This window comes from Mesorhizobium sp. M4B.F.Ca.ET.058.02.1.1 (genome assembly GCF_003952505.1).
Taxonomy (GTDB): Bacteria; Pseudomonadota; Alphaproteobacteria; order Rhizobiales; family Rhizobiaceae; genus Mesorhizobium.
Map to the genome: position 1 here is coordinate 6371105 of NZ_CP034450.1, position 18449 is coordinate 6389553.

Consider the following 18449-nt stretch of genomic DNA (forward strand, 5'->3'; position numbering starts at 1 on the left):
CGGTGGCAAGTTGGCGTTTCAATGACTGATCAAGGCATCGACTTACTGTGGAGCCTGCTCCTGGTAAGTCTTCTACTCTCCGCTCTCGCGGTGTTCTTCTCCATATCGCGGCGCCATCGCAATTCCGCGCCAGCGTCGGTGCCTGTCGCCGGCGAGGATGTGGCTTCCGAGGCGGCACGCAAGGTGCTCAGGGAATTCGAGAAGAATGGCCAGTCGGTCGATGCCGCGCTGGTGACTTGGTCGCCCGAAACCCTGAGAAAGATCCTTCACGAGGACCTGCCGGAAGCGCAGGTGATCGTGGTTTCCAACCGCGAGCCTTACATCCACAACGAAAAGAACGGAGAGGTCGAACTGGTCGTGCCGGCGAGCGGATTGGTTTCGGCGATGGAGCCGATCACGCGCGCTTGCGCCGGCACCTGGATCGCGTATGGCGGCGGCACGGCGGATCGCCAGGTGGTCGACAGTGACGACCGGTTGCAGGTGCCACCCGACAATCCGTCTTACACGCTGCGCAGGGTGTGGTTGAGCGAGGAAGAATATCAGGGCTACTACCTGGGTTTCGCCAACGAGGGCCTGTGGCCCCTCTGCCATATCGCCTTCACGAGGCCGATCTTCCGCGAATCGGACTGGGAGGCCTACGAAGCCGTCAACCGTAAATTCGCCGACACGGTGGTCGCCGAAGCGCGCAACGAGCGGCCGATCGTGCTAGTGCAGGACTATCACTTTGCGCTTTTGCCGCGCATGATCCGCGAACGCCTGCCCGAGGCGATCGTCATCACCTTCTGGCACATCCCGTGGCCGAACTCGGAAGTTTACAGCATTTGCCCCTGGAGGGAGCGTATCCTGGACGGGCTGCTCGGCAGCTCGATCATCGGCTTCCATACCCAGTTCCACGCCAACAATTTCACCGAAAGCGTCGATCGCTTCCTTGAGAGCCGGATCGAGCGGGCGGACGCCGCCATCTCCTATGGCGGCCAGACGACGCTGGTCCACGCCTATCCGATCTCGATCGAATGGCCGCTGCAGCTTCTGGCGAAGCTGCCCGATGTCGCCGAATGCCGCACGCGCGTCCGCGACCGATTTGGACTGTCGGCGGATGTTAAGCTCTGCGTCGGCGTCGAGCGCCTGGACTACACCAAGGGCATTCTCGACCGCTTCCACGCACTGGAGGAATTGTTCACCAGGCATCCCGATCTGATCGGCAAAGTCGTCTTCCTGCAGATCGCCGCACCCAGCAGGGGCACATTGCCAGCCTACAGGCAATTATACGACGAATGCATGCGCTATGCCGACGACCTCAACCAGCGCTATGGCAGTGACGGCTATCGCCCGGTCGTCATCGTGGCCGAGCATCACTCGCAGAAGGCAGTCTACGAGATCTATCGCGCCGCCGATATCTGCATGGTCACCAGCCTGCATGACGGCATGAACCTCGTCGCCAAGGAATTCGTCGCCGCGCGCGACGACGAGCAGGGGGTGCTACTGCTCAGCACCTTCGCCGGCGCATCGCGCGAATTGCTGGAAGCGCTAATCGTCAACCCTTACGACGCGGCGATGATGAGCGGGGCCCTCTTGCAGGCGCTGACCATGTCGGCCGAGGAGCAGCGCGAGCGCATGCGGCGCATGCGCGAGATCGTGCGCGACAACAATGTCTACCGCTGGGCCGGCAGCATGCTTCTGGACGCCGCGCGCCTGCGCAAGCGTGGCGAGCTCGACCGCGTCACAGCCAATGCCGAGCGGTCAGCGATTGCCGATAATGTCGTCCCCATCTTCGAACGCAGACAGGTAGCAGGACTCCGATGAATTATCAGGCAGAGCTGAAACCCCGCCTTCCCGAAGGCCGATGGGCGTTGTTCCTCGACATTGACGGCACCTTGCTGGAACACGCAGCCCATCCCGACGCCGTGTCGGTCAGCAAAGAGCTTCGCTTTCTGCTGCAGGCGATCGAGCGCCGGCTGGACGGCGCGCTTGCTTTCATCACCGGCCGCTCGGTCGCGGCGGTCGACCGACTGTTCGAACCGCTGAAGCTGCGCACTGCCGGTCTCTACGGGCTGGAGCACAGACTTGTCCCGGGCGGCCCCGTAGAGGCCGCTGACGAACCGGCGGACATGGCGGCGCTCGCCGACGAGATCGAACTGGAGCTGGCGAGCCAGGCCGTCTATGTCGAGCGCAAGGGCCCGGTGCTCGCCGTCCACACTCGTGCGGCTCCCCATCTGCTTGCCCGAGCGACGGAGTTGGTCGAGGCAGCGCTGACCCGCCTGCCCAAGGGTTATCGCGTGATTGCCGGCAATGCCGGTGTCGAATTGATGCCGCTCGACGCCGCCAAGGGTGCGGCGATCCGGCGCTTCTTGCAGCTCGATCCGTTCACCGGCCGACGGCCGGTGTTTCTCGGCGATGATACCTCGGACGAAAACGGCTTCGATACAGTCAATGCCGTAGGTGGGATCTCGATCCGCGTGAAGCCGCAGGGACCAACGGCGGCGGGCTATGTCATTGCCGATGTCGCCGGCGCCATCGCCTGGCTTCAGGCCAATTTCGGCGATCTCGCCAAGGAAGCTGGCCGGGGCGATGTCCGGCGTAGTCGCAGACTATGATCTGCTGTCGCTAATAGGCCTGGTCGTGGAAAATTGTTCGGGGGGTGCGGCCGAAAGCCGATTGTTCCTTTCGTCGGGGCCTGAAGTCTATAAAGCTTGTAGACATTAGTGCCAACCCATCCGCGGCGCCAATCGCTCCGGCGCGAGCGTCAGGCGGGAAACAGGAACGCCGCCGCCGGGTCGAAAAAGACCTGCCGCCGGCTTGCCGTCGCATCGTGCGACGCCATGGCCGACGATGTCGGCCTGATGTCGATTTCCTGCCCGGCGCCGGTGCGCGCGACGATGCGGCGGCGCTCGCCGTAGAAGGCGACATCGACGATCTCGACGGCAAGCTCGGCGCTTTTCTGGTTTCTTTCCAGGTGAAAAGCTTCCGGCCGGACCATCAGCCTGGCCTTCTGTCCGCTGCCGAAGCTGCCATTGGCGCTTATGCCTGAGAGCACCGAGCCGTCGGCAAGCCGGATGGTCGCGGCGCCGCCGACGGTTTCCAGGTGCTCGGCGGCCAAAAAGTTCGAATTGCCGATGAAGCCGGCGACGAAATCGGTCGCGGGCCGAAGGTAGAGATCCTCGCCGGTGCCGATCTGCTCGATGCGGCCGTCCCTGAACAGCGCGATGCGGTCCGACAGATGCAGCGCCTCTTCCTGATCGTGCGTGACATAGAGGATGGTGACGCCGGTCTCGCGGTGGATGCGGCGGATTTCGGCCTGGATCTCCTCGCGCAGCTTCTTGTCGAGCGCGGAAAGCGGCTCGTCCATCAGGAGGATGGGCGGATCGTAGGCCAGCGCGCGGGCGAGCGCGACGCGCTGCTGCTGGCCGCCGGAGAGCGCGCCCGGAAGCCGTTCGGCGAAACTTTCGAGCCGCACCAGGGCGAGCATGTCGGCGACCTTGCGCTTGACCTCGGCATCCGGCCGGCGGCGCACGCGAAGCGGAAAGGCGACGTTTTCGGCGACGCTCAGATGCGGAAACAGCGTGTAGCGCTGGAACACCATGCCGATGTTGCGCTTGTGCGAGGGCACCGCAAGCAGCGACTTTCCTTGCAACAGGACATCGCCGGAGGTCGGGTCCTGGAAGCCGGCGATCGCGTAGAGTGTCGTCGATTTTCCCGAGCCCGACGGGCCGAGGAAGGTCAGGAACTCGCCTTTGGGAATCTCCAGCGTCACATCATGAACGGCGACGAAGGCGCCGAAAGCCTTGCGCAATTTGCGGATCGACAGGAAAGGATCGGTCATGTCTGCAACTTTCGGCGCAAGAGTGCCGTCACCACCATGAGGGCGAGCGTGAGCGCGACCAGCAGGCTGGAGGCGGCGGCAATGACGGGGGTGAGGTCGGAGCGGAGGCTGCCCCAGATCTTGACCGGCAAGGTCTGCAAGGTGGGGCTCGCCATGAAGATCGCCACGACCACCTCGTCCCAGGAGGCGAGGAAGGAAAAGATCGCGGCGGAGAAAATGCCGATGCGGATCGACGGCAAGGTGATCCTGAGCTTGGCCTGGAGCGGGCTGGCGCCGCAGACGATGGCCGCGTCCTCGATCGACTTGTCGAAGCCTTCGAGCGCCGTGGCGATCGGGATGATGGCGAAGGGGAGCGCCAGCACGGTGTGGGCAATGACGAAGCCGACCGTGGTGCCGCCGAGGCCAAGGCGCAGGAAGAAGGCGTAGATGGCGATGGCGAAGACAACGACCGGCAGCACCATCGGCGTCAGCAGCAGGCCGCGCAGAATCTCGCGCCCACGGAACTCACCGCGAACCAGAGCGAAGGAGGCAAGCAGGCCGACGGCGACGGCAAGCAGGGCCGTCAGAGCGGCGATGCGGGCGCTGGTCAGCGCCGCCTCGATCCAGGACGGGTCGGCGAACAGCTCCTGATACCATTTCAGCGTCCAGCCCGGCGGCGGGAAGGCCAGCCAGCGCGACGAGCCGAAGGAGAGCAGCACAATGAAGATGACGGGCAGCAGCAGGAAGGCGGCGACGAGCGCGGTGAAGGTCAGCAGTGCAACCTTCAGCCAGCCCAGGCGGTCGTAGTCGAGCAGCATCAGGCGCCTCCCGCGGCTCGTTTTGAGCCGACAAGGCGCAGTTGCAGCGCGTAGAGCGCCATGGTGACGACCAGCAGGATGAAGGCGGCGGCGCTGCCGAGGCCCCAGTTGAGCAGCGACTGGATCATCTGCGCGATCATTTCGGCGAGCATCATGTTCGACGTGCCGCCGAGCAGCGCCGGCGTGACGAAATAGCCGAGCGACATGACGAAGACCATCAGCCCGCCGGCGGCGATGCCAGGAAGCGAGAGCGGCAACAGGATGCGGCGGAAGGCGGCGAGCGGGCTGGCGCCGCAAAGCGCTGCCGCGCGAAGCGTCATCGGATCGATTGCGCGCAGAGTGCCGACCAGTGGCAGGATCATGAACGGCAGCATGATGTAGACCATGCCGATGGTGACGCCGGTAAGGTTGTTGATGAGCGGCAGCGGCTGGTCGGTGATGCCGGTCGCTATCAGCGCCCGGTTGATGACGCCAGTGCGCTGCAAGAGCACCATCCAGGCATAGGTGCGGGTCAAGAGATTGGTCCACATCGACAGGATAATGATGCCGAACAGGATCGAGGCGAGGGCCGGCGGCATGATCGCCAGCATCCAGGCGACCGGAAAGGCGACGAGCACGGTGACGATGGTGACGACGAAGGCGACGAGGAAGGTGTTGAAGAACACCCGCGCGTAGGTGCCGTCGCCGAGCAGCGCAGCGTAATTCTGCAGGCCGGGAGCCGGATCGGTGACGCTGCGCAGGAGCAGCGCCAAAACCGGCACGACGAAGAAGAGCCCGATCAAGGTCAGCGCCGGCAGCAGGCCGCCGACGCCTGCCGGAAGACGCATTCTGGCGATGCTCTGTTCAATTTCCACCGACATAGCGGTATCCCGGGTTGCGAAGCGGGACGGCGGAAGCCGTCCCGCTTCTGTCACGAGAAGGCGGGCGTCATTTCGCCTGCCAGGCGTACCAGCGCGTGGCGATCTCGTCGCGATGCTCGGCCCAGTAGTTCATGTCGAGGTTGATCTGGCCGTCGACATGGGCGTCGGGCAGGCCCTTGACCACGTCGGCGGGCATCTCGGCCTTGGCCTTGGTGTTGATCGGCGCATAGCCGCTCGCCTCGGCGAATTTCGCCTGGCCGGTCGGGCTGGACGCCGCGGCGAGGAACTTCATGGCGGCGTCCTTGTTCTTGGCGCCCTTCGGGACGACGAGAACGTCGGCGGCGGTGAGGTTCTGGTTCCAGGAGACACCGACATCGGCGCCGTCCTTCTCCAGCGCGAAGACGCGGCCGTTCCAGAGCTGGCCGAAGGCGGCCTCGCCGGAGGCGATCAGCTGCTGCGACTCGGCGCCGCCGCCCCACCAGACGATGTCGGACTTGATGGTGTCGAGCTTCTTGAAGGCGCGGTCGAGGTCAAGCGGATAGAGCTTGTCGGCCGGCACGCCGTCTGCCAGCAGCGCGATCTCGATGACGCCTGGCGCCGACCATTTGTAGAAGGTGCGCTTGCCGGGAAATTTCTTGGTGTCGAACATGTCGGCCCAACCGGCCGGCTCGCCGGGGACCGCGCCCTTGTTCCAGGCGAGCACGAAGGAATAGTAGAAGCTGCCGATTGCGTGCTCGTTGCTGAAGCGCGGATCGAGATCGTCCTTCGGCACGACGGCGAAGTCGATCGGCTCGAGCAGCCCGTCCTTGGCCGCCTTGATGGCGAAGTCCATTTCGACGTCGACCACGTCCCAGGTGACGTTCTTGGCGTCGACCATGGCCTTCAGCTTGCCGTAGTCGGTCGGGCCGTCCTGCAGCACCTTGACGCCGGCCGAAGCGGTGAACGGCTCAGCCCAGGATTTGGTCTGGGCTTCCTGGGTCGTGCCGCCCCAGCTGGTGAACACCATTTCCCCGGCCTTGGCGGCCGTCGTTGCAATCAGACCGGCAAGGATGCCGGCGAAAATCAGTTTCATGTCGTTCTCCTCTGACTTTGTGTGTTCCGTTTCTTGTTCTTCAGTGCACCGTCGACAGGCCGCCTCAGCGCATGACGAAGGGATCGGGGATCGGCTCGTCCGATGTGCGGATCCACACCGATTTCGAGCGCGTGTAGTCACGGATGGCGTCGAGGCCGCCTTCTCTGCCGAGGCCGGAGAGGCCATAGCCGCCGAACGGAACCAGCGGCGAGACGGCGCGGTAGGTGTTGACCCAGACCACGCCGGCATGGATGCCGCGGGCCATGCGATGCGCCCTGGCGAGGTTGGTGGTGAAGACACCCGACGCGAGGCCGAAGGGCGTGTCGTTGGCGAGCGCCAGCGCCTCCGCCTCGCTGTCGAAGGCGAGCGCGCTCAGCACCGGTCCGAACAGTTCCTCACGCACGCAGGCGAGCGCCTGATCCTGCGCCTCGATGATCGTCGGCGCGTAGTAGAACCCGTCCGCCTTGCCCTTGGGCCGTGCGCCGCCGGTGATCAGCCGGCCGCCGCCGGCCAGGCTTTCGGCGACGATCGTCTCGATCCGTTCGCGCTGGCGCAAGGTTGCGAGCGGCCCCATTTCGGTGGCGGTGTCCTGTGGATCGCCGATGGCGATGGCCTCGGCCTTCCGCTTCAGCCGCGCGAGGAACTCGTCCTTCACCGAACGCTCGATCAGCAGCCGCGAGCCGGCGACGCAGCTCTGGCCGGTCGCGGCGAAAATGCCGGCGACCACGGCGTTGGCGGCGCTGTCCAGATCGGCGTCGGCGAAGACGACGACCGGGCTTTTGCCGCCGAGCTCGAGCGTCGTGTAGGCGAGATTCTCGGCCGTGTTGGCGACGATCTGGCGGGCGGTCGAGGGGCCGCCGGTGAAGGCGACGCGGGCGACGAGCGGGTGGCTGGTCAGGCGGCGTCCGCAATCGTGGCCGAAGCCGGTCAGGATGTTGACGGCGCCCGCCGGGAAGCCGGCCTCGTGGACCAGCTCGGCGAAGGCGAGCAGCGGCGCCGGGCCATCCTCGGAAGCCTTGAGGACGACGGTGCACCCGGCTGCCAGCGCCGGACCGAGCTTGACCGCCGACAAGAAGAGCTGCGAATTCCAGGGCACGACTGCGGCAACGACGCCGATCGGCTCCGGCCGCACCGTCACCTCCATGTCGGCCTTGTCGATCGGAATGAAAGCTCCTTCGTGCTTGTCGGCCAGCCCGCCATAGTAGCGGTAGTAGTCGCCGACATAGGCGATCTGGGCGCGCGTCTCGCGGATGATCTTGCCGGTGTCGCGGGTCTCCAGCTCGGCCAGCCGGCCCGCATTGGCGGCGACGAGCTCGCCGAGCCTGACCAAGAGCTTGCCGCGCGCCGTTGCCGTCAGCGAGGCCCAGGGGCCGGAACGCAGCGCCCGGTGCGCGGCCTCGACGGCGCGGTCGACATCGGCGACGCCAGCGGCCGGCATCGTCGCCCAGGGGGTGCCGGTCGAAGGATCGATACTGTCGAAGGTCGCCGCGGCCTCGACGAACTCCCCGTCTATGTAATTCTTGAAGGCTACGGTGCTCATCGCGACCCCGCCTGGAAGGCCGGCATCACCCTGTCGATGAAGAGCCGCAGGGACTTCTTCTTGCGCTCATGCGAGAGGCCGCTGTCGATCCAGATCGAATATTGGTCGTAGCCCTGCGCTTCATAGGTCTTCAGCCGGGCGATCACCTCGTCGGCCTCGCCGATGACGAGGTTCTGCCTGATCTTGTCCGGCGCGTATTGCGGCATGGCCGCAATCTCTTCCTCGGTCAGCGGCTCGAGGATGCCCTGATGCACCGGCTTCTTGTTCTGGAACCAGGCGCCGAACTGGCAGTAGAACAGCGACAGATCCTGCGCCAGACGGTCGGCGTCGGCGGTGTCCTCGGCCACGAATGTGTGCATCAGGAGCATGATTTCCGGCCGCGCGATGTCCGGATGGGCCTGGCAGGCGGTGTTGAACCGCTCCATCAGGCTCGCCACCTCGCCGTCGCCGGAGGCAAGCGGCGTCACTTGCACATTGCATTTGTTGGCGACGGCGAAGTCGTGCGAGTTCGGATCGCGGGCCGCCACCCAGATCGGTGGGTAGGGGGCTTGCAAGGGCTTGGGCGAGGAGGTGGTCGGCGGGAAGGACCAGAACTCGCCGGACAACTCGAAATCACCGTCCCAGAGGCCGCGCAGCGCCGGCACCATCTCGCGCATGCGCTGGCCGGCGCCCCAGGCGTCCAGCCCTGGGAAGAGCCGCTGATACTCATAGCTGTAGGCGCCGCGCGCGATGCCGATGTCGAGCCGGCCGTCGGTGATGATGTCGGCCATCGCCGCTTCGCCGGCGAGTTTGATCGGGTGCCAGAAGGGCGCGATGATGGTGCCGGTGCCGAGGCGGATGCTTGAAGTCTTGGCGGCGAGATAGGCGATGTTGACGAACGGGTTCGGCGAGATGGTGAACTCCATGCCGTGATGCTCGCCGATCCAGGCGGCCTCGAAGCCTGCCTGCTCGGCCAGCACGACGAGTTCTTCCAGCTCCGCCAGCAGTTCGGATTGCGGCTTGGCCAGATCCGAGCGCTCCATATGGACGAAAAGCGAAAACTTCATAGGTCTCACCCGTGGCCGGAATGGATTGCTGCTGACGGCGCGGCCTTGGCGAGTGGCCGGACCTCGCCTTCGACCTCATTGCCGACATAGACGCCGAACTGATCCTCGGTGCGCTCGCGTGCATAGCGGGCGAGCATCGAGCGCACCGCCGGATCGGCGATCTTGAGATCGGCCATCCGGTCGATGTCGACAAGCCTGATGTGGCCGTCGCCGGACAGGGGCGCGCCTACCGTGCCGCGATAGTAGACATGGGTGCGCGAGGCGTCCGTCGCATCGTCCCAGACCGCGTAGAGGAAGCCAAGATCGGCGTCGATCGCCTTGGCTGCAAGCTTTCCCCTGAGACTGCGGGCATCGCTCGCGGCGCCGAGGCCACGTCCGGCCGGCAACTGGTGGGAGCCGTCCGCCGCCTCGAGGAAGAGCACGCGGCCATCGCTCTCGAGGATGGCGCCGACCTCGGTTCCGGGCGGTGCCGCGGCAAGCGCTTCCTGGCTGAGGCCCGGCGTGACATAGGCGCCCCGGCAATAGCCCAATGGCTGGGCGCCGTTGTGGGTGAAATCGTGGACCCGGCCGATGAGGATCGAATGGTCGCCGGCATCCACCAATTGCTCCATGCCGCAATCGAAGACCGCGACAGACCCGTCGATCACCGGATTCCCGGTCTGGCCCGGCTGCCAGACCACCGACGCGAACTTGTCGGCCGCCTTGGAGGCGAAAATGCCGGACGCGGCCTTCTGGTCTTCCGACAGGATGTTGATGGCGAATCCCCTGGAGGTCGAGAAGGCCTGGTGCCCCAGCGCCTTCTTGGCGATGCAGACAAGCACCAGCGGTGGCTCGAGCGAAACGGAGGTGAAGGAGTTGGCGGTGAAGCCGCGCGGGTCTCCTGCCTCGTCCACCGTGGTGACGATGGTGACGCCGGTCAGGAAGGAGCCCAGCGCGCGGCGGAACTCGATTGGGTCGAAAGCGGTTTGGGCGCTTGCGGCAACGTCGGCCGCGCGATCGAGAAAGGCCGTGATGTGCTGAGTCACTTTCTTGGGCGAAGCAATTGTCATCATGTGCTTTTCTCCACTCAGCACCAGGCATTGTCCTGATGGCGCGAGCCGCGCCATGGCGGCGGACATTGCGGGGGTGGAATTGCGATCCTCCGATCCGGTGATGAACAGCGCCGGCGTGGCAAGCTCGGCCAGGCGATCGACATGGGCTGTGTCGGCGCTGGCAAAGAGGCGATAGGTGCGGGCGTAGCCTTCGGCATCGACGCTCTCGAGCGCGGTTCGCGCGGTCGCGGCGGCGTCGGCCAGATCCGGCGGGATCGGATCGCCGAACCAGCGCGCGATCGTCGCGGCGATGGCCTGGGGATCGCCATGGCCGCCGAGGGCGGCCGCCCGTTCGCGCACCGCTTGCGCAAGTTCCGGCGGGCGGCGGAAGACGGCGTTGAGGCAAATGACGGAACTGACACGCGACGGCGCGCGCAGCGCGATCTCCTGCGCGACCAGCGCGCCCATGGAATGGCCGACAACCGCGACGCGGTCGAGGCCGAGATGGTCGAGCAGGCGGATCGCTTGGTCGGCGAAGTCCGCCAGCCCGGCATCCTGCGGCGGCAGCGGCGAGCCGCCATGGCCGAGCATGTCGATGGCGATCAGGTCGAAGCGGTCCTGCATCAAGGCGATCTGCGGCCGCCAGATCGCCGCGCCCATGCCGACACCATGGATCAGCAGAACCGGCGCGCCGGAACCGGCCCGGATGAAGCCGGTGGCGTCAGGAGCCTTGCCCAGGGCCAGTGCGGCGGCGTCAGCCATGCAGATCCCCGAGTTCCTTCAAGTCCTGGTAGCGGTCGCCGATGCGATGATGTGGGCGGCCGCCGATCGACGCGCCGAGCGCCACCACCAGCTCGTCTGGGGCTGGCGCATCGCCGATCTGGAAATGCACCGTGAGATAATGCGAGCGGCGACCCTCATCGTTCTTGTCCATAAGCGGGATCATGATCGGCGTGTTCGGCCCGCCGCGCAGATTGGTGAAGGCGAGATAGGTCTTGGCGCCGACGGCGCGGCGATAGTGGTTGCCGAAATGCAGTGTGTGGATCAGCGCCGAAGCGTGCTCGACTTCGCCCGACGTGCCGCAGATGGCGGCCTTGCCGTAGCCTTCGATCGCTTCGCCGGAGCCGGCGACGCCAATGATCTCATTGGTCAGCGTTTCGCCGAGCACCGGGGCAACGGCGCGGATCTCGGGCGACAGGTCCTCAGTGAATCCGCGTCCGGCCCACGGGTTGGTCAGCACCGCCGCGACGCCGATCAGGCGCAGCGGCCGGGGCGCCGCCTTGCCGCCTTCGATCAGCGTGTTCTCGACATAGGTCACGATCTTGCGGATGGCCGGTTTCATGAGATTCCTCGGACGAAACGGCGCAATGCGGTTTCGTCGTTTCTATCGACGTCTTATGGTATACCATAATATGGAGAGCCAAGTGCCTTGTCAATCGGCCATGGAATCTGTTTTTGTGGCGAGGCGAGAGCGTCTCACCGTTTCATGGAAACGGCCAACCGCTCTATCTCTTTGTTTTGAAGCGCAATTCCTGACAGAACACTTTTCTGGAATTGCTCGTAGAGGGCGGAAGAAGAATGCCTGACGACACGCTTCGGATCGACCGCTCTGCCAAGACGCTACGGACGCTGGCGCTGGAGCGCATGCGCGAGGCGATCATGGATTTCCACTTCCAGCCCGGCGAGAGGCTGGTCGAGCGGCCGCTCTGCGACCAGCTCGGCGTCAGCCGTTCGGTCGTACGCGAGGTGTTGCGGCAACTGGAGGCAGAGGGCCTGGTGCAGATGGTTCCGGGCCACGGACCGGCCGTGGCCAAGCCGGACCTCGGCCGCACCGACGAGATCTACGAACTGCGCGCGCTGCTGGAAGGCATCGCCGCGCGCGCCTGCGCGACGTCGGCCACCAAGGAGCAGATCGCTCTCCTCGACGACGCCCTGGAAAAGCTGCTCGAAGCCTGGGCCTCGGGCGCCCCGGTGGAGGTCATGCGGGCGACCGCCAGCTTCTACGAGGTGCTGTTCGAAGCCGCCGACAAGCGCATCGCCTGGGAGATCGTCACCGGGCTCAACGTTCGCATCAATCAACTGCGTTCGATGACCATCGCGTCGGAGAACCGCCGCGAGCCGGCCATCGCCGAGATGAATGCGATCATGGACGCCATCCGCTCACGCAGGCCGGAGGAAGCGGAGGCGGCGGCGCGGCGACATGTCGAGTCCGCCTGGCGGATCGCCCGGGATGCGCTTCGGCTGGGGTCGTTGTAGAATCCCGGCCGGCAAGAAAACGGCCCCGCAGGCGGAGCCGTTTCATCCATTGCGATACCGGCAGGCCTATTTGCTGCCGCCGTTTGCCTTGACGCTGCTGCAGAACTCCGGATGACTGTTGGTGGGATTGGCGTTCTTCGCTTCGTCATCGCAGGCCGACATCATCGCCATCTGATCTTCCGGCGACAGCGCCTTCCAGGCCTTCACGAAATCGTCGTTGCTAACCATCGTCTTCATGGTGGAGTCTGTATAGAAGGGCTGCATCTTGGCCGGGTCGTCGAGTGCCGACGTGCCAGTCTCTCCTGCGGCCAACGCGGAGCCGGCGACCATCGAAAGCGCCATGGCGCCGAGCCATATCATCTTGATGTTCACGATATATCCTCCTGTTGCTTTGGGATCGTCGAAGCAACGATCAAAGGCCAAACGACAGGTTTGGACGAAGGTTCCATGATGAAGCGGATTGCGAGATGATAATTCTGCCAAGATAGGATCTAGCGGAAAATGAACCTTTTTGGTCGCCCCGCGTTCGATTTAATTGTTCTTTGCCGCCGCGTGCAGCGAGTTGCGAAGGGTGGCGTTTTGCCCTCAATTCTTGTCGACCGGCTTCGACCGCATCCTGGAAACGGTCTCGCGTTCCGCCCGCTTGGAGCGCAGCGGCGGCAGCCCGCGGTCGATCAGGTCCATATCCTCCAGCACCATGTCGCCCATGCGCTTGAAGGCGACGTCGAGCGCGCCGGCGCGGTGAGCGGAGCGTAGGAAGCCGGGCAGCCCGCGCACCGGATGGTCCCTGGCCAACGGCTCCTCCGGAAAGACATCGCTTGCGGCGACGATCTGACCGCTGCGAACCGCCTCCATCAGCGCCGGGAAGTCGACGACACCGGCTCGGCTGAGCAGGATAAAAGCGGCGCCCGTGCGCATTTTGGCGAAGGCCTCGGCACCGAGGAAGCCCTGGTTCTCGCTGGTCACCGAGGCGACGACGAAGACGAAATCGCTTTCCGACAGCACCTTGTCGAGCGAGGCCGGCTCGACGCCGTTGTCGATGAGGATCGACGGCGGCAGCCAGGGATCGAATACCCTGGTGCGGGTGCGGAAGCCAGTCAGCAGCCGGTTCAGCGCGCGGCCTAGATCGCCGAAGCCGATGATGCCGACTTCGGCGCCGCTCAGCAGCCGCGCGGTCGCATTGCCGTCGCCGCCCCACAGTTCCTTTCCCTGCCGGAAGGCAAGGTCGGCATCGACGATGTCGCGCGCCAGGTTGAGCGCCATGGCAAGGCCGAGCTCGGCCACCGGCTCGGCGAAGACCAGCCCGGTGGTGACGACATGGACGCCGCGCTGAAACAGCGTATCGTAGGGCATGTTGTTGACGAGATTGGTCTCGACATTGAAGATGCAGCGCAGCACCTCCAGCGTCTCCAGCGTCTCGGAACTGATCGGCGGCTGGCCGACGATGTAGCGCGCCTCGGCCAATATGTCGGAAGGCAACCCTGCCACCATCTCAGGCGTTGTTTCGACGATGCGATATTTTTTGCGAAAGCGTGCCAGCTGCGGCGGTGTGAAGATCAGTTCGAGGGTGCGCGGCTCAGGCGCGCTGATGACCAGCGGCAAGGCATTTTTTGACATGATGTTTCCTCCCGGCGCGACCGGACCGTGCCATTCACAACCGTGTTTTACTCCGGATTAAACGATTTACAACTTTGAAAAATCGATTTATCGATTGATGTGGCAAGCCTCAGGAGGAGGACAATGGCGAAGGAGGCCCAGCAGCGCCGTGCGTCGATCCACGACGTGGCAAGCCGTGCCGGCGTGTCCGCCGCCACCGTCTCCAAGGTGCTGGCTGGCGTCACCACGGTGAAGCCCGAAAACGCCCAGCGCGTCTTCGATGCCGTCGAACTGCTCGGTTACCGCGTCGATCCGCTGGCCTCCGACATGCGCCGGGCCAAGCGCCGCATCATCGGCGCCATCATGCCCGAGTTCGAAAGCGAGTTCTTCGGCCAGATGGTCAGCGAGCTCGAGGGTCTCGCCGAGCAACGAGGCTTCACGCTGGTCGCCGCCTCCAGTCGTGAATCGGAAGCGCGCGAGAAGGAGATCCTTGCCCGCATGCATGACTGGCGTGTCGCCGGCGTGGTGCTGGCGCCGGTGCGCAATGAGCATGGGCCGGCGGCCGGCTTCATGAAGGCCAATGGCATGACCGGCGTGCTGATCGACCGCGTCCTCGCCGACGATGCTTTCGACACGGTCTCGGCCGACAGCGCCGCGGCAAGCGCCGAGGTGGCGCGCGCGCTTGTCGGAAAGGGCCATCGCCACATACTGGTCGTCGGCCTCGGGCAGCAGGCAGCGACGGTGCGCGCCCGCCTCGAAGGGTTTCGCAACACCGCGCTGAAACTTGCTCCGGACGTCCGAATCGACGTCGTGCTTTCGGAAAGCGAGGTGGAGCCGCTGCGGGCGCTGCTCAGCGACTATTTCAGCAAGGGTGAGCGGCCGACGGCGGTCTATTCGCTGTTCCTCAAGGGCACGCTCGTGGCGCTCTCCGAATTCCGTAGGCGGGGATGGCATTGCCCGGACGACATCTCGCTGGTCGGCTTCGACGACGCCGAATGGATGCAGGTGACCTGGCCGGCGATCGCCGCGGTGGTGCAGCCGGTGCGCGAGATAGCCAGCAATGCGATGGACGTGCTGTTTCGCAGGATCGAGGGCGAGGGCGGTCCGCCAAGGGCGCGGCTCGAACCCTGCAAGGTGTTGATGCGGGAATCCGTTGGCTCGCCAGGCAGCGGCCCGCATTCCGGGGGAGGAAACCGACAATAGCCCCCATTGTCGAAGACCGAGTGGCGCCGCACCTGGCTTTGGCTCGTGGCGCGTAATATCAACAGGGAGGAAAACGTGACAGCATTCGTTCTGAAGATAAATCGATTTACGATGGCCTTAGGCATCGCGCTGGCGATGTCGGCCGTTGGCGCTGCCAAGGCCGAGGACGGCGAATACGGCGTGCTGATGAAGACGCTGGCCAATCCGTTCTGGGGCGCGATGGGCCAGGGCGTCGAGGATGGCGCCAAGGAAGCCGGTGTGAAATATTTCCAGCAGGCGGCCGAAAGCGACCAGGCGGCCGAGCCGCAGCTCAACCTCTGCAACACGATGCTGGAGCGCAAGCCGGTGGCGATGATCACCGCGGCGATCAACTCGACCAACCTGTTGCCGTGCCTGAAGGCGGCGCAGGATGCCGGCATCAAGGTCGTCGACCTCGACGGCAATCTCGATCCGGCGGTGCTCGACAAGGAAGGCATCAAGATCACCTTCCGCATCGGCTCCGACAATGTCGCGGCCGGCGGACAGGGCGCCGAATATCTCGTCTCCAAGCTCGGCAAGGACGCCAAGGGTCCGGTGCTGGTGATCGAGGGCCTTTCGGGCAACATCACTGGTCAGAAGCGCGCCAAGGGTTTTGCCGACAAGCTCAAGGAACTGGCGCCGGGGCTGGAGATCGTTGCTTCGCTGCCCGGCGACTGGGATCGCGGCAAGGCGGCCTCGATCGCAACCGATACGCTGACCGCGCATCCTGACCTCGTCGCCATCTTCTGCGCCAATGACACCATGGCGCTAGGCGCCGTGGAATCGGTCTACGCGGCCGGCAAGGGTGAGCAGGTGACGATTCTCGGCGTCGATGGCAATTCGGATGCGGTCAAGTCGATCAAGGAGGGCCGCCTCAACGCTTCGGTGGCGCAGCTTCCCTATCTGGTCGGCAAGCAGGCGGTCGAGAACGTCAAGAAGGCGCTCGCCGGCGAGAAGGTCGAGGAGAGCATCGCCGTGCCTACCTTAGTGCTGACCAAGGAGATGCTCGACGCCCGCAAGGAGCCGATGCTGCAATATGTGAAGTGAGCAGGGAATAGGCAGTAGGCTGTAGGCTGTAGGCTGTAGGGGAAGTAAGCGGTTCCTGCCGCTCGGATCGCTCTCATATTTGCCCTACTGCCTAGTCCCTACTGCCTACTGCCTTACGGCCGCTCTCAAAGGTGCAAAGACATGGCTTCTGAACAGCCCGGTTTCTGGGCTCGGGTGCAGCGCGCATCCGTCGAACGGCTCCACATCAGGCTGGAGTCGCTGCTGGTGCTAGTGGCGCTGAGCGCGGCGATGGCGCTGCTGTCGCCGTTCTTCCTGTCGCTGAGCAATTTCCTCAACATCCTCTTGGCGACATCGACGATCGGCGTGCTGGCCATCGCCGCCACCTTCGTCATCGGCTCGGGTGGGCTCGACCTGTCGCTCGGCTCGGTCATGGGCCTTGCCGGCGTGGCGGGCGCCTTCGTCGCGGTCAATCTCGGCTGGCCGTCGGTCTTCGCGCTCATCGCCTGCATCCTCGCCGGCGGCCTTGCCGGCTACATCAACGGGCAGCTCGTCACCCGAGCCTTCGTGCCGGCCTTCATTGTCACGCTCGGCATGCTCGGCCTGGCGCGCGGCCTGGCGCTGGTCATCTCGCAGGGCAGGGCGATCTACGGCCTGCCGTCGGCGATCGTCTATATCGGGCAAGGGCGGCCCTTCGGCATCCCGATGCCGGTGATCATCCTGGTGCTGACGGCGATCGTCGCGCATTGCGTGCTCGCCTACACACGCTTCGGCCGCCACACGCTGGCGCTGGGCGACAGCGAGGGCGCGGCGCGCGCCGCGGGCATCCGCGTCGAGCACCACCGCCGCATCATCTACACGCTGTCCGGCGCGCTCGCCGGCCTCGCCGGCCTGCTGTTCACCGCCCGCGTCAATGCCGGTGACCCAACCGCCGGCATCAACTATGAGCTCACCGCGATCACGGCGGCGATCATCGGCGGCACCAATTTGTTCGGCGGCCGCGCCTCGATCCTCGGCACGATGATCGGCGCGCTGATCATGGGCGTGCTGCAGAACGGGCTGACGCTGCTTGCGGTGCAGTCCTACTATCAGCAGATGGCGATCGGCGCGGTGCTGATCCTCGCCGTCTTCATCGACCAGTATCAGGTCCGGAAGGAGTCGCGCGTATGACGCTTCTTTCGCTTCAAGGCATCCGCAAGAGTTTTGGCGCGGTCGACGTGCTGCACGGTGTCGATCTCTCGGTCGCGGCCGGCGAGGTGGTCGGCCTCGTCGGCGACAATGGCGCCGGCAAGTCGACACTGATGAAGACCATCACCGGCATCTACCGCGCCGATTCGGGCTCGATCGAATACGACGGCAAGGACATCCTTGCGCTCGACCCCGGCCAACGGCGCGAGCTCGGCATCGAGATGATCTATCAGGATCTGTCGCTGGCCAAGCAGCAGGACGTGGCGTCGAATATCTTTCTCGGCCGCGAGCCGACCAGGAAGGTGTTCGGCCTGTTTCCCGGCTTCGTCGACAAGGCGGCGATGGACCGCGAGGCGTCCAGGATGATCGAGCGGCTCGGCGCGCGGCTACCGTCGATCAACCGGTCGGTCGGCTCGTTCTCGGGCGGCCAGCAGCAGACGGTGGCGATCGCTCGCGCGCTGACCTTTAATCCGAAGCTGGTGATCATGGACGAGCCAACGGCGGCGCTTGCCGTGCGCGAGGTGCAGAGCGTGCTCGACCTGATCCGGCGGCTGCGGTCGGAGGGCATCGCCGTTATCCTGATCTCGCACCGGCTGAACGACGTGCTGTCGGTCACCGACCGCATCGTCGTGCTGCGCCACGGCCGCGCCGATGCGGATCTCGTCACCAGCAAGACGAACATGAACGAAGTCGTCAGCCGCATCGTCGGCGGCGGCGATATCAGCGCCGCGGCGGCGCATGAACAACGAGGCTAAACATATGAACACTTTTGGACTGCACACTTTCGCCATCGCTCCGGTCTGGGACCTTGCCCGCATCGAACCCCAGATGGACCGGCTGAAGGAACACGGCATCGGGCTGATGGAAATCCCGCTGCTGCGCCCTGAGGAGATCGACACCAAGCGCACGCGCGGCTTCGCCACGCACTACGGCGTCGAGCTGATCCCCTCGCTCGGCCTGCCGCGCTCCCTCGATGTGGTCGAGCGGCCGGACGAGGCCCTCGACTTCCTGCAGCCG

17 protein-coding genes and 1 pseudogene are annotated in these 18449 nt (G+C 65.1%); 8 read left to right on the forward strand and 10 right to left on the reverse strand.

Translation table 11 applies throughout. The annotated features are described in order from the left end of the window. Positions 1 to 21 precede the first annotated feature (21 nt). The gene (locus EJ073_RS30940; protein WP_126058964.1) at positions 22 to 1803 is read left to right on the forward strand and encodes a trehalose-6-phosphate synthase; all 1782 of its coding nucleotides are present in this window, start codon (positions 22 to 24) and stop codon (positions 1801 to 1803) included. After that, positions 1800 to 2594, forward strand: coding sequence for a trehalose-phosphatase (gene otsB / locus EJ073_RS30945; RefSeq protein WP_126058965.1), 795 nt, complete (start codon positions 1800 to 1802; stop codon positions 2592 to 2594). Before EJ073_RS30940 ends, otsB begins: the two co-directional genes overlap by 4 nt. A 149-nt stretch (positions 2595 to 2743) precedes the next feature. On the opposite strand, the gene EJ073_RS30950 is transcribed toward otsB, so the two are convergent. From EJ073_RS30950 to EJ073_RS30985, 8 genes are all read right to left on the reverse strand, one after another. Then, on the reverse strand, positions 2744 to 3820 hold the full coding sequence (locus EJ073_RS30950) for an ABC transporter ATP-binding protein (protein ID WP_126058966.1): 1077 nt from the start codon (positions 3818 to 3820) through the stop codon (positions 2744 to 2746). After that, positions 3817 to 4617: an ABC transporter permease gene (locus tag EJ073_RS30955; protein ID WP_126058967.1), complete on the reverse strand. Its 801-nt coding sequence runs from the start codon at positions 4615 to 4617 to the stop codon at positions 3817 to 3819. Before EJ073_RS30955 ends, EJ073_RS30950 begins: the two co-directional genes overlap by 4 nt. Further along, positions 4617 to 5444, reverse strand: a complete 828-nt coding sequence (locus tag EJ073_RS30960; protein ID WP_245455439.1) for an ABC transporter permease — start codon at positions 5442 to 5444, stop codon at positions 4617 to 4619. The genes EJ073_RS30955 and EJ073_RS30960 overlap by 1 nt, the downstream gene beginning before the upstream one ends. A 100-nt stretch (positions 5445 to 5544) precedes the next feature. Continuing rightward, complete coding sequence (locus tag EJ073_RS30965; protein ID WP_126058969.1) at positions 5545 to 6549, reverse strand: ABC transporter substrate-binding protein; 1005 nt, start codon at positions 6547 to 6549, stop codon at positions 5545 to 5547. 64 nt (positions 6550 to 6613) lie between these two features. Beyond that, positions 6614 to 8089 carry an aldehyde dehydrogenase gene (locus EJ073_RS30970; protein ID WP_126058970.1) on the reverse strand — a complete coding sequence of 492 codons (1476 nt, stop codon included), beginning with the start codon at positions 8087 to 8089 and terminating at the stop codon, positions 6614 to 6616. Further along, positions 8086 to 9135, reverse strand: coding sequence for an LLM class flavin-dependent oxidoreductase (locus EJ073_RS30975; RefSeq protein WP_126058971.1), 1050 nt, complete (start codon positions 9133 to 9135; stop codon positions 8086 to 8088). Before EJ073_RS30975 ends, EJ073_RS30970 begins: the two co-directional genes overlap by 4 nt. A gap of 5 nt (positions 9136 to 9140) precedes the next feature. Continuing rightward, the gene (locus tag EJ073_RS30980; RefSeq protein WP_126058972.1) at positions 9141 to 10928 is read right to left on the reverse strand and encodes an alpha/beta fold hydrolase; all 1788 of its coding nucleotides are present in this window, start codon (positions 10926 to 10928) and stop codon (positions 9141 to 9143) included. Beyond that, positions 10921 to 11508 carry an amino acid synthesis family protein gene (locus EJ073_RS30985; RefSeq protein ID WP_126058973.1) on the reverse strand — a complete coding sequence of 196 codons (588 nt, stop codon included), beginning with the start codon at positions 11506 to 11508 and terminating at the stop codon, positions 10921 to 10923. The genes EJ073_RS30980 and EJ073_RS30985 overlap by 8 nt, the downstream gene beginning before the upstream one ends. Positions 11509 to 11744: 236 nt before the next feature. Here EJ073_RS30985 and EJ073_RS30990 point away from each other — a divergent pair, with 236 nt between their 5' ends. Beyond that, complete coding sequence (locus EJ073_RS30990; protein ID WP_126058974.1) at positions 11745 to 12422, forward strand: GntR family transcriptional regulator; 678 nt, start codon at positions 11745 to 11747, stop codon at positions 12420 to 12422. A gap of 66 nt (positions 12423 to 12488) precedes the next feature. Here EJ073_RS30990 and EJ073_RS30995 read toward each other — a convergent pair whose 3' ends face one another. Both EJ073_RS30995 and EJ073_RS31000 read right to left on the reverse strand, forming a co-directional pair. Beyond that, positions 12489 to 12794: a hypothetical protein gene (locus EJ073_RS30995; RefSeq protein WP_126059409.1), complete on the reverse strand. Its 306-nt coding sequence runs from the start codon at positions 12792 to 12794 to the stop codon at positions 12489 to 12491. A gap of 213 nt (positions 12795 to 13007) precedes the next feature. Continuing rightward, on the reverse strand, positions 13008 to 14039 hold the full coding sequence (locus EJ073_RS31000) for a hydroxyacid dehydrogenase (RefSeq protein ID WP_126058975.1): 1032 nt from the start codon (positions 14037 to 14039) through the stop codon (positions 13008 to 13010). Between the two features lie 123 nt (positions 14040 to 14162). Between EJ073_RS31000 and EJ073_RS31005 the strand changes: the two genes are divergently transcribed. From EJ073_RS31005 to EJ073_RS31810, 5 genes and pseudogenes are all read left to right on the forward strand, one after another. Further along, positions 14163 to 15221: a LacI family DNA-binding transcriptional regulator gene (locus tag EJ073_RS31005; RefSeq protein WP_126058976.1), complete on the forward strand. Its 1059-nt coding sequence runs from the start codon at positions 14163 to 14165 to the stop codon at positions 15219 to 15221. Positions 15222 to 15296: 75 nt separating this feature from the next. Continuing rightward, on the forward strand, positions 15297 to 16286 hold the full coding sequence (locus tag EJ073_RS31010) for a substrate-binding domain-containing protein (protein ID WP_245455440.1): 990 nt from the start codon (positions 15297 to 15299) through the stop codon (positions 16284 to 16286). A gap of 141 nt (positions 16287 to 16427) precedes the next feature. Then, on the forward strand, positions 16428 to 17414 hold the full coding sequence (locus EJ073_RS31015) for an ABC transporter permease (RefSeq protein WP_126058978.1): 987 nt from the start codon (positions 16428 to 16430) through the stop codon (positions 17412 to 17414). Then, positions 17411 to 18187, forward strand: a complete 777-nt coding sequence (locus tag EJ073_RS31020; protein ID WP_126058979.1) for an ATP-binding cassette domain-containing protein — start codon at positions 17411 to 17413, stop codon at positions 18185 to 18187. The genes EJ073_RS31015 and EJ073_RS31020 overlap by 4 nt, the downstream gene beginning before the upstream one ends. 4 nt (positions 18188 to 18191) lie before the next feature. Further along, a pseudogene (locus EJ073_RS31810) lies at positions 18192 to 18449 on the forward strand (sugar phosphate isomerase/epimerase); the annotation flags it as partial.

Excerpts from the sequence above, each read along its gene's own strand:
- EJ073_RS30940 (WP_126058964.1), top strand. The coding sequence starts at position 22 with ATGACTGATCAAGGCATCGACTTACTGTGGAGCCTGCTCCTGGTAAGT.
- otsB (WP_126058965.1), top strand. The coding sequence starts at position 1,800 with ATGAATTATCAGGCAGAGCTGAAACCCCGCCTTCCCGAAGGCCGATGG.
- EJ073_RS30950 (WP_126058966.1), bottom strand. The coding sequence starts at position 3,820 with ATGACCGATCCTTTCCTGTCGATCCGCAAATTGCGCAAGGCTTTCGGC.
- EJ073_RS30955 (WP_126058967.1), bottom strand. The coding sequence starts at position 4,617 with ATGCTGCTCGACTACGACCGCCTGGGCTGGCTGAAGGTTGCACTGCTG.
- EJ073_RS30960 (WP_245455439.1), bottom strand. The coding sequence starts at position 5,444 with ATGCGTCTTCCGGCAGGCGTCGGCGGCCTGCTGCCGGCGCTGACCTTG.
- EJ073_RS30965 (WP_126058969.1), bottom strand. The coding sequence starts at position 6,549 with ATGAAACTGATTTTCGCCGGCATCCTTGCCGGTCTGATTGCAACGACG.
- EJ073_RS30970 (WP_126058970.1), bottom strand. The coding sequence starts at position 8,089 with ATGAGCACCGTAGCCTTCAAGAATTACATAGACGGGGAGTTCGTCGAG.
- EJ073_RS30975 (WP_126058971.1), bottom strand. The coding sequence starts at position 9,135 with ATGAAGTTTTCGCTTTTCGTCCATATGGAGCGCTCGGATCTGGCCAAG.
- EJ073_RS30980 (WP_126058972.1), bottom strand. The coding sequence starts at position 10,928 with ATGGCTGACGCCGCCGCACTGGCCCTGGGCAAGGCTCCTGACGCCACC.
- EJ073_RS30985 (WP_126058973.1), bottom strand. The coding sequence starts at position 11,508 with ATGAAACCGGCCATCCGCAAGATCGTGACCTATGTCGAGAACACGCTG.
- EJ073_RS30990 (WP_126058974.1), top strand. The coding sequence starts at position 11,745 with ATGCCTGACGACACGCTTCGGATCGACCGCTCTGCCAAGACGCTACGG.
- EJ073_RS31000 (WP_126058975.1), bottom strand. The coding sequence starts at position 14,039 with ATGTCAAAAAATGCCTTGCCGCTGGTCATCAGCGCGCCTGAGCCGCGC.
- EJ073_RS31005 (WP_126058976.1), top strand. The coding sequence starts at position 14,163 with ATGGCGAAGGAGGCCCAGCAGCGCCGTGCGTCGATCCACGACGTGGCA.
- EJ073_RS31015 (WP_126058978.1), top strand. The coding sequence starts at position 16,428 with ATGGCTTCTGAACAGCCCGGTTTCTGGGCTCGGGTGCAGCGCGCATCC.
- EJ073_RS31020 (WP_126058979.1), top strand. The coding sequence starts at position 17,411 with ATGACGCTTCTTTCGCTTCAAGGCATCCGCAAGAGTTTTGGCGCGGTC.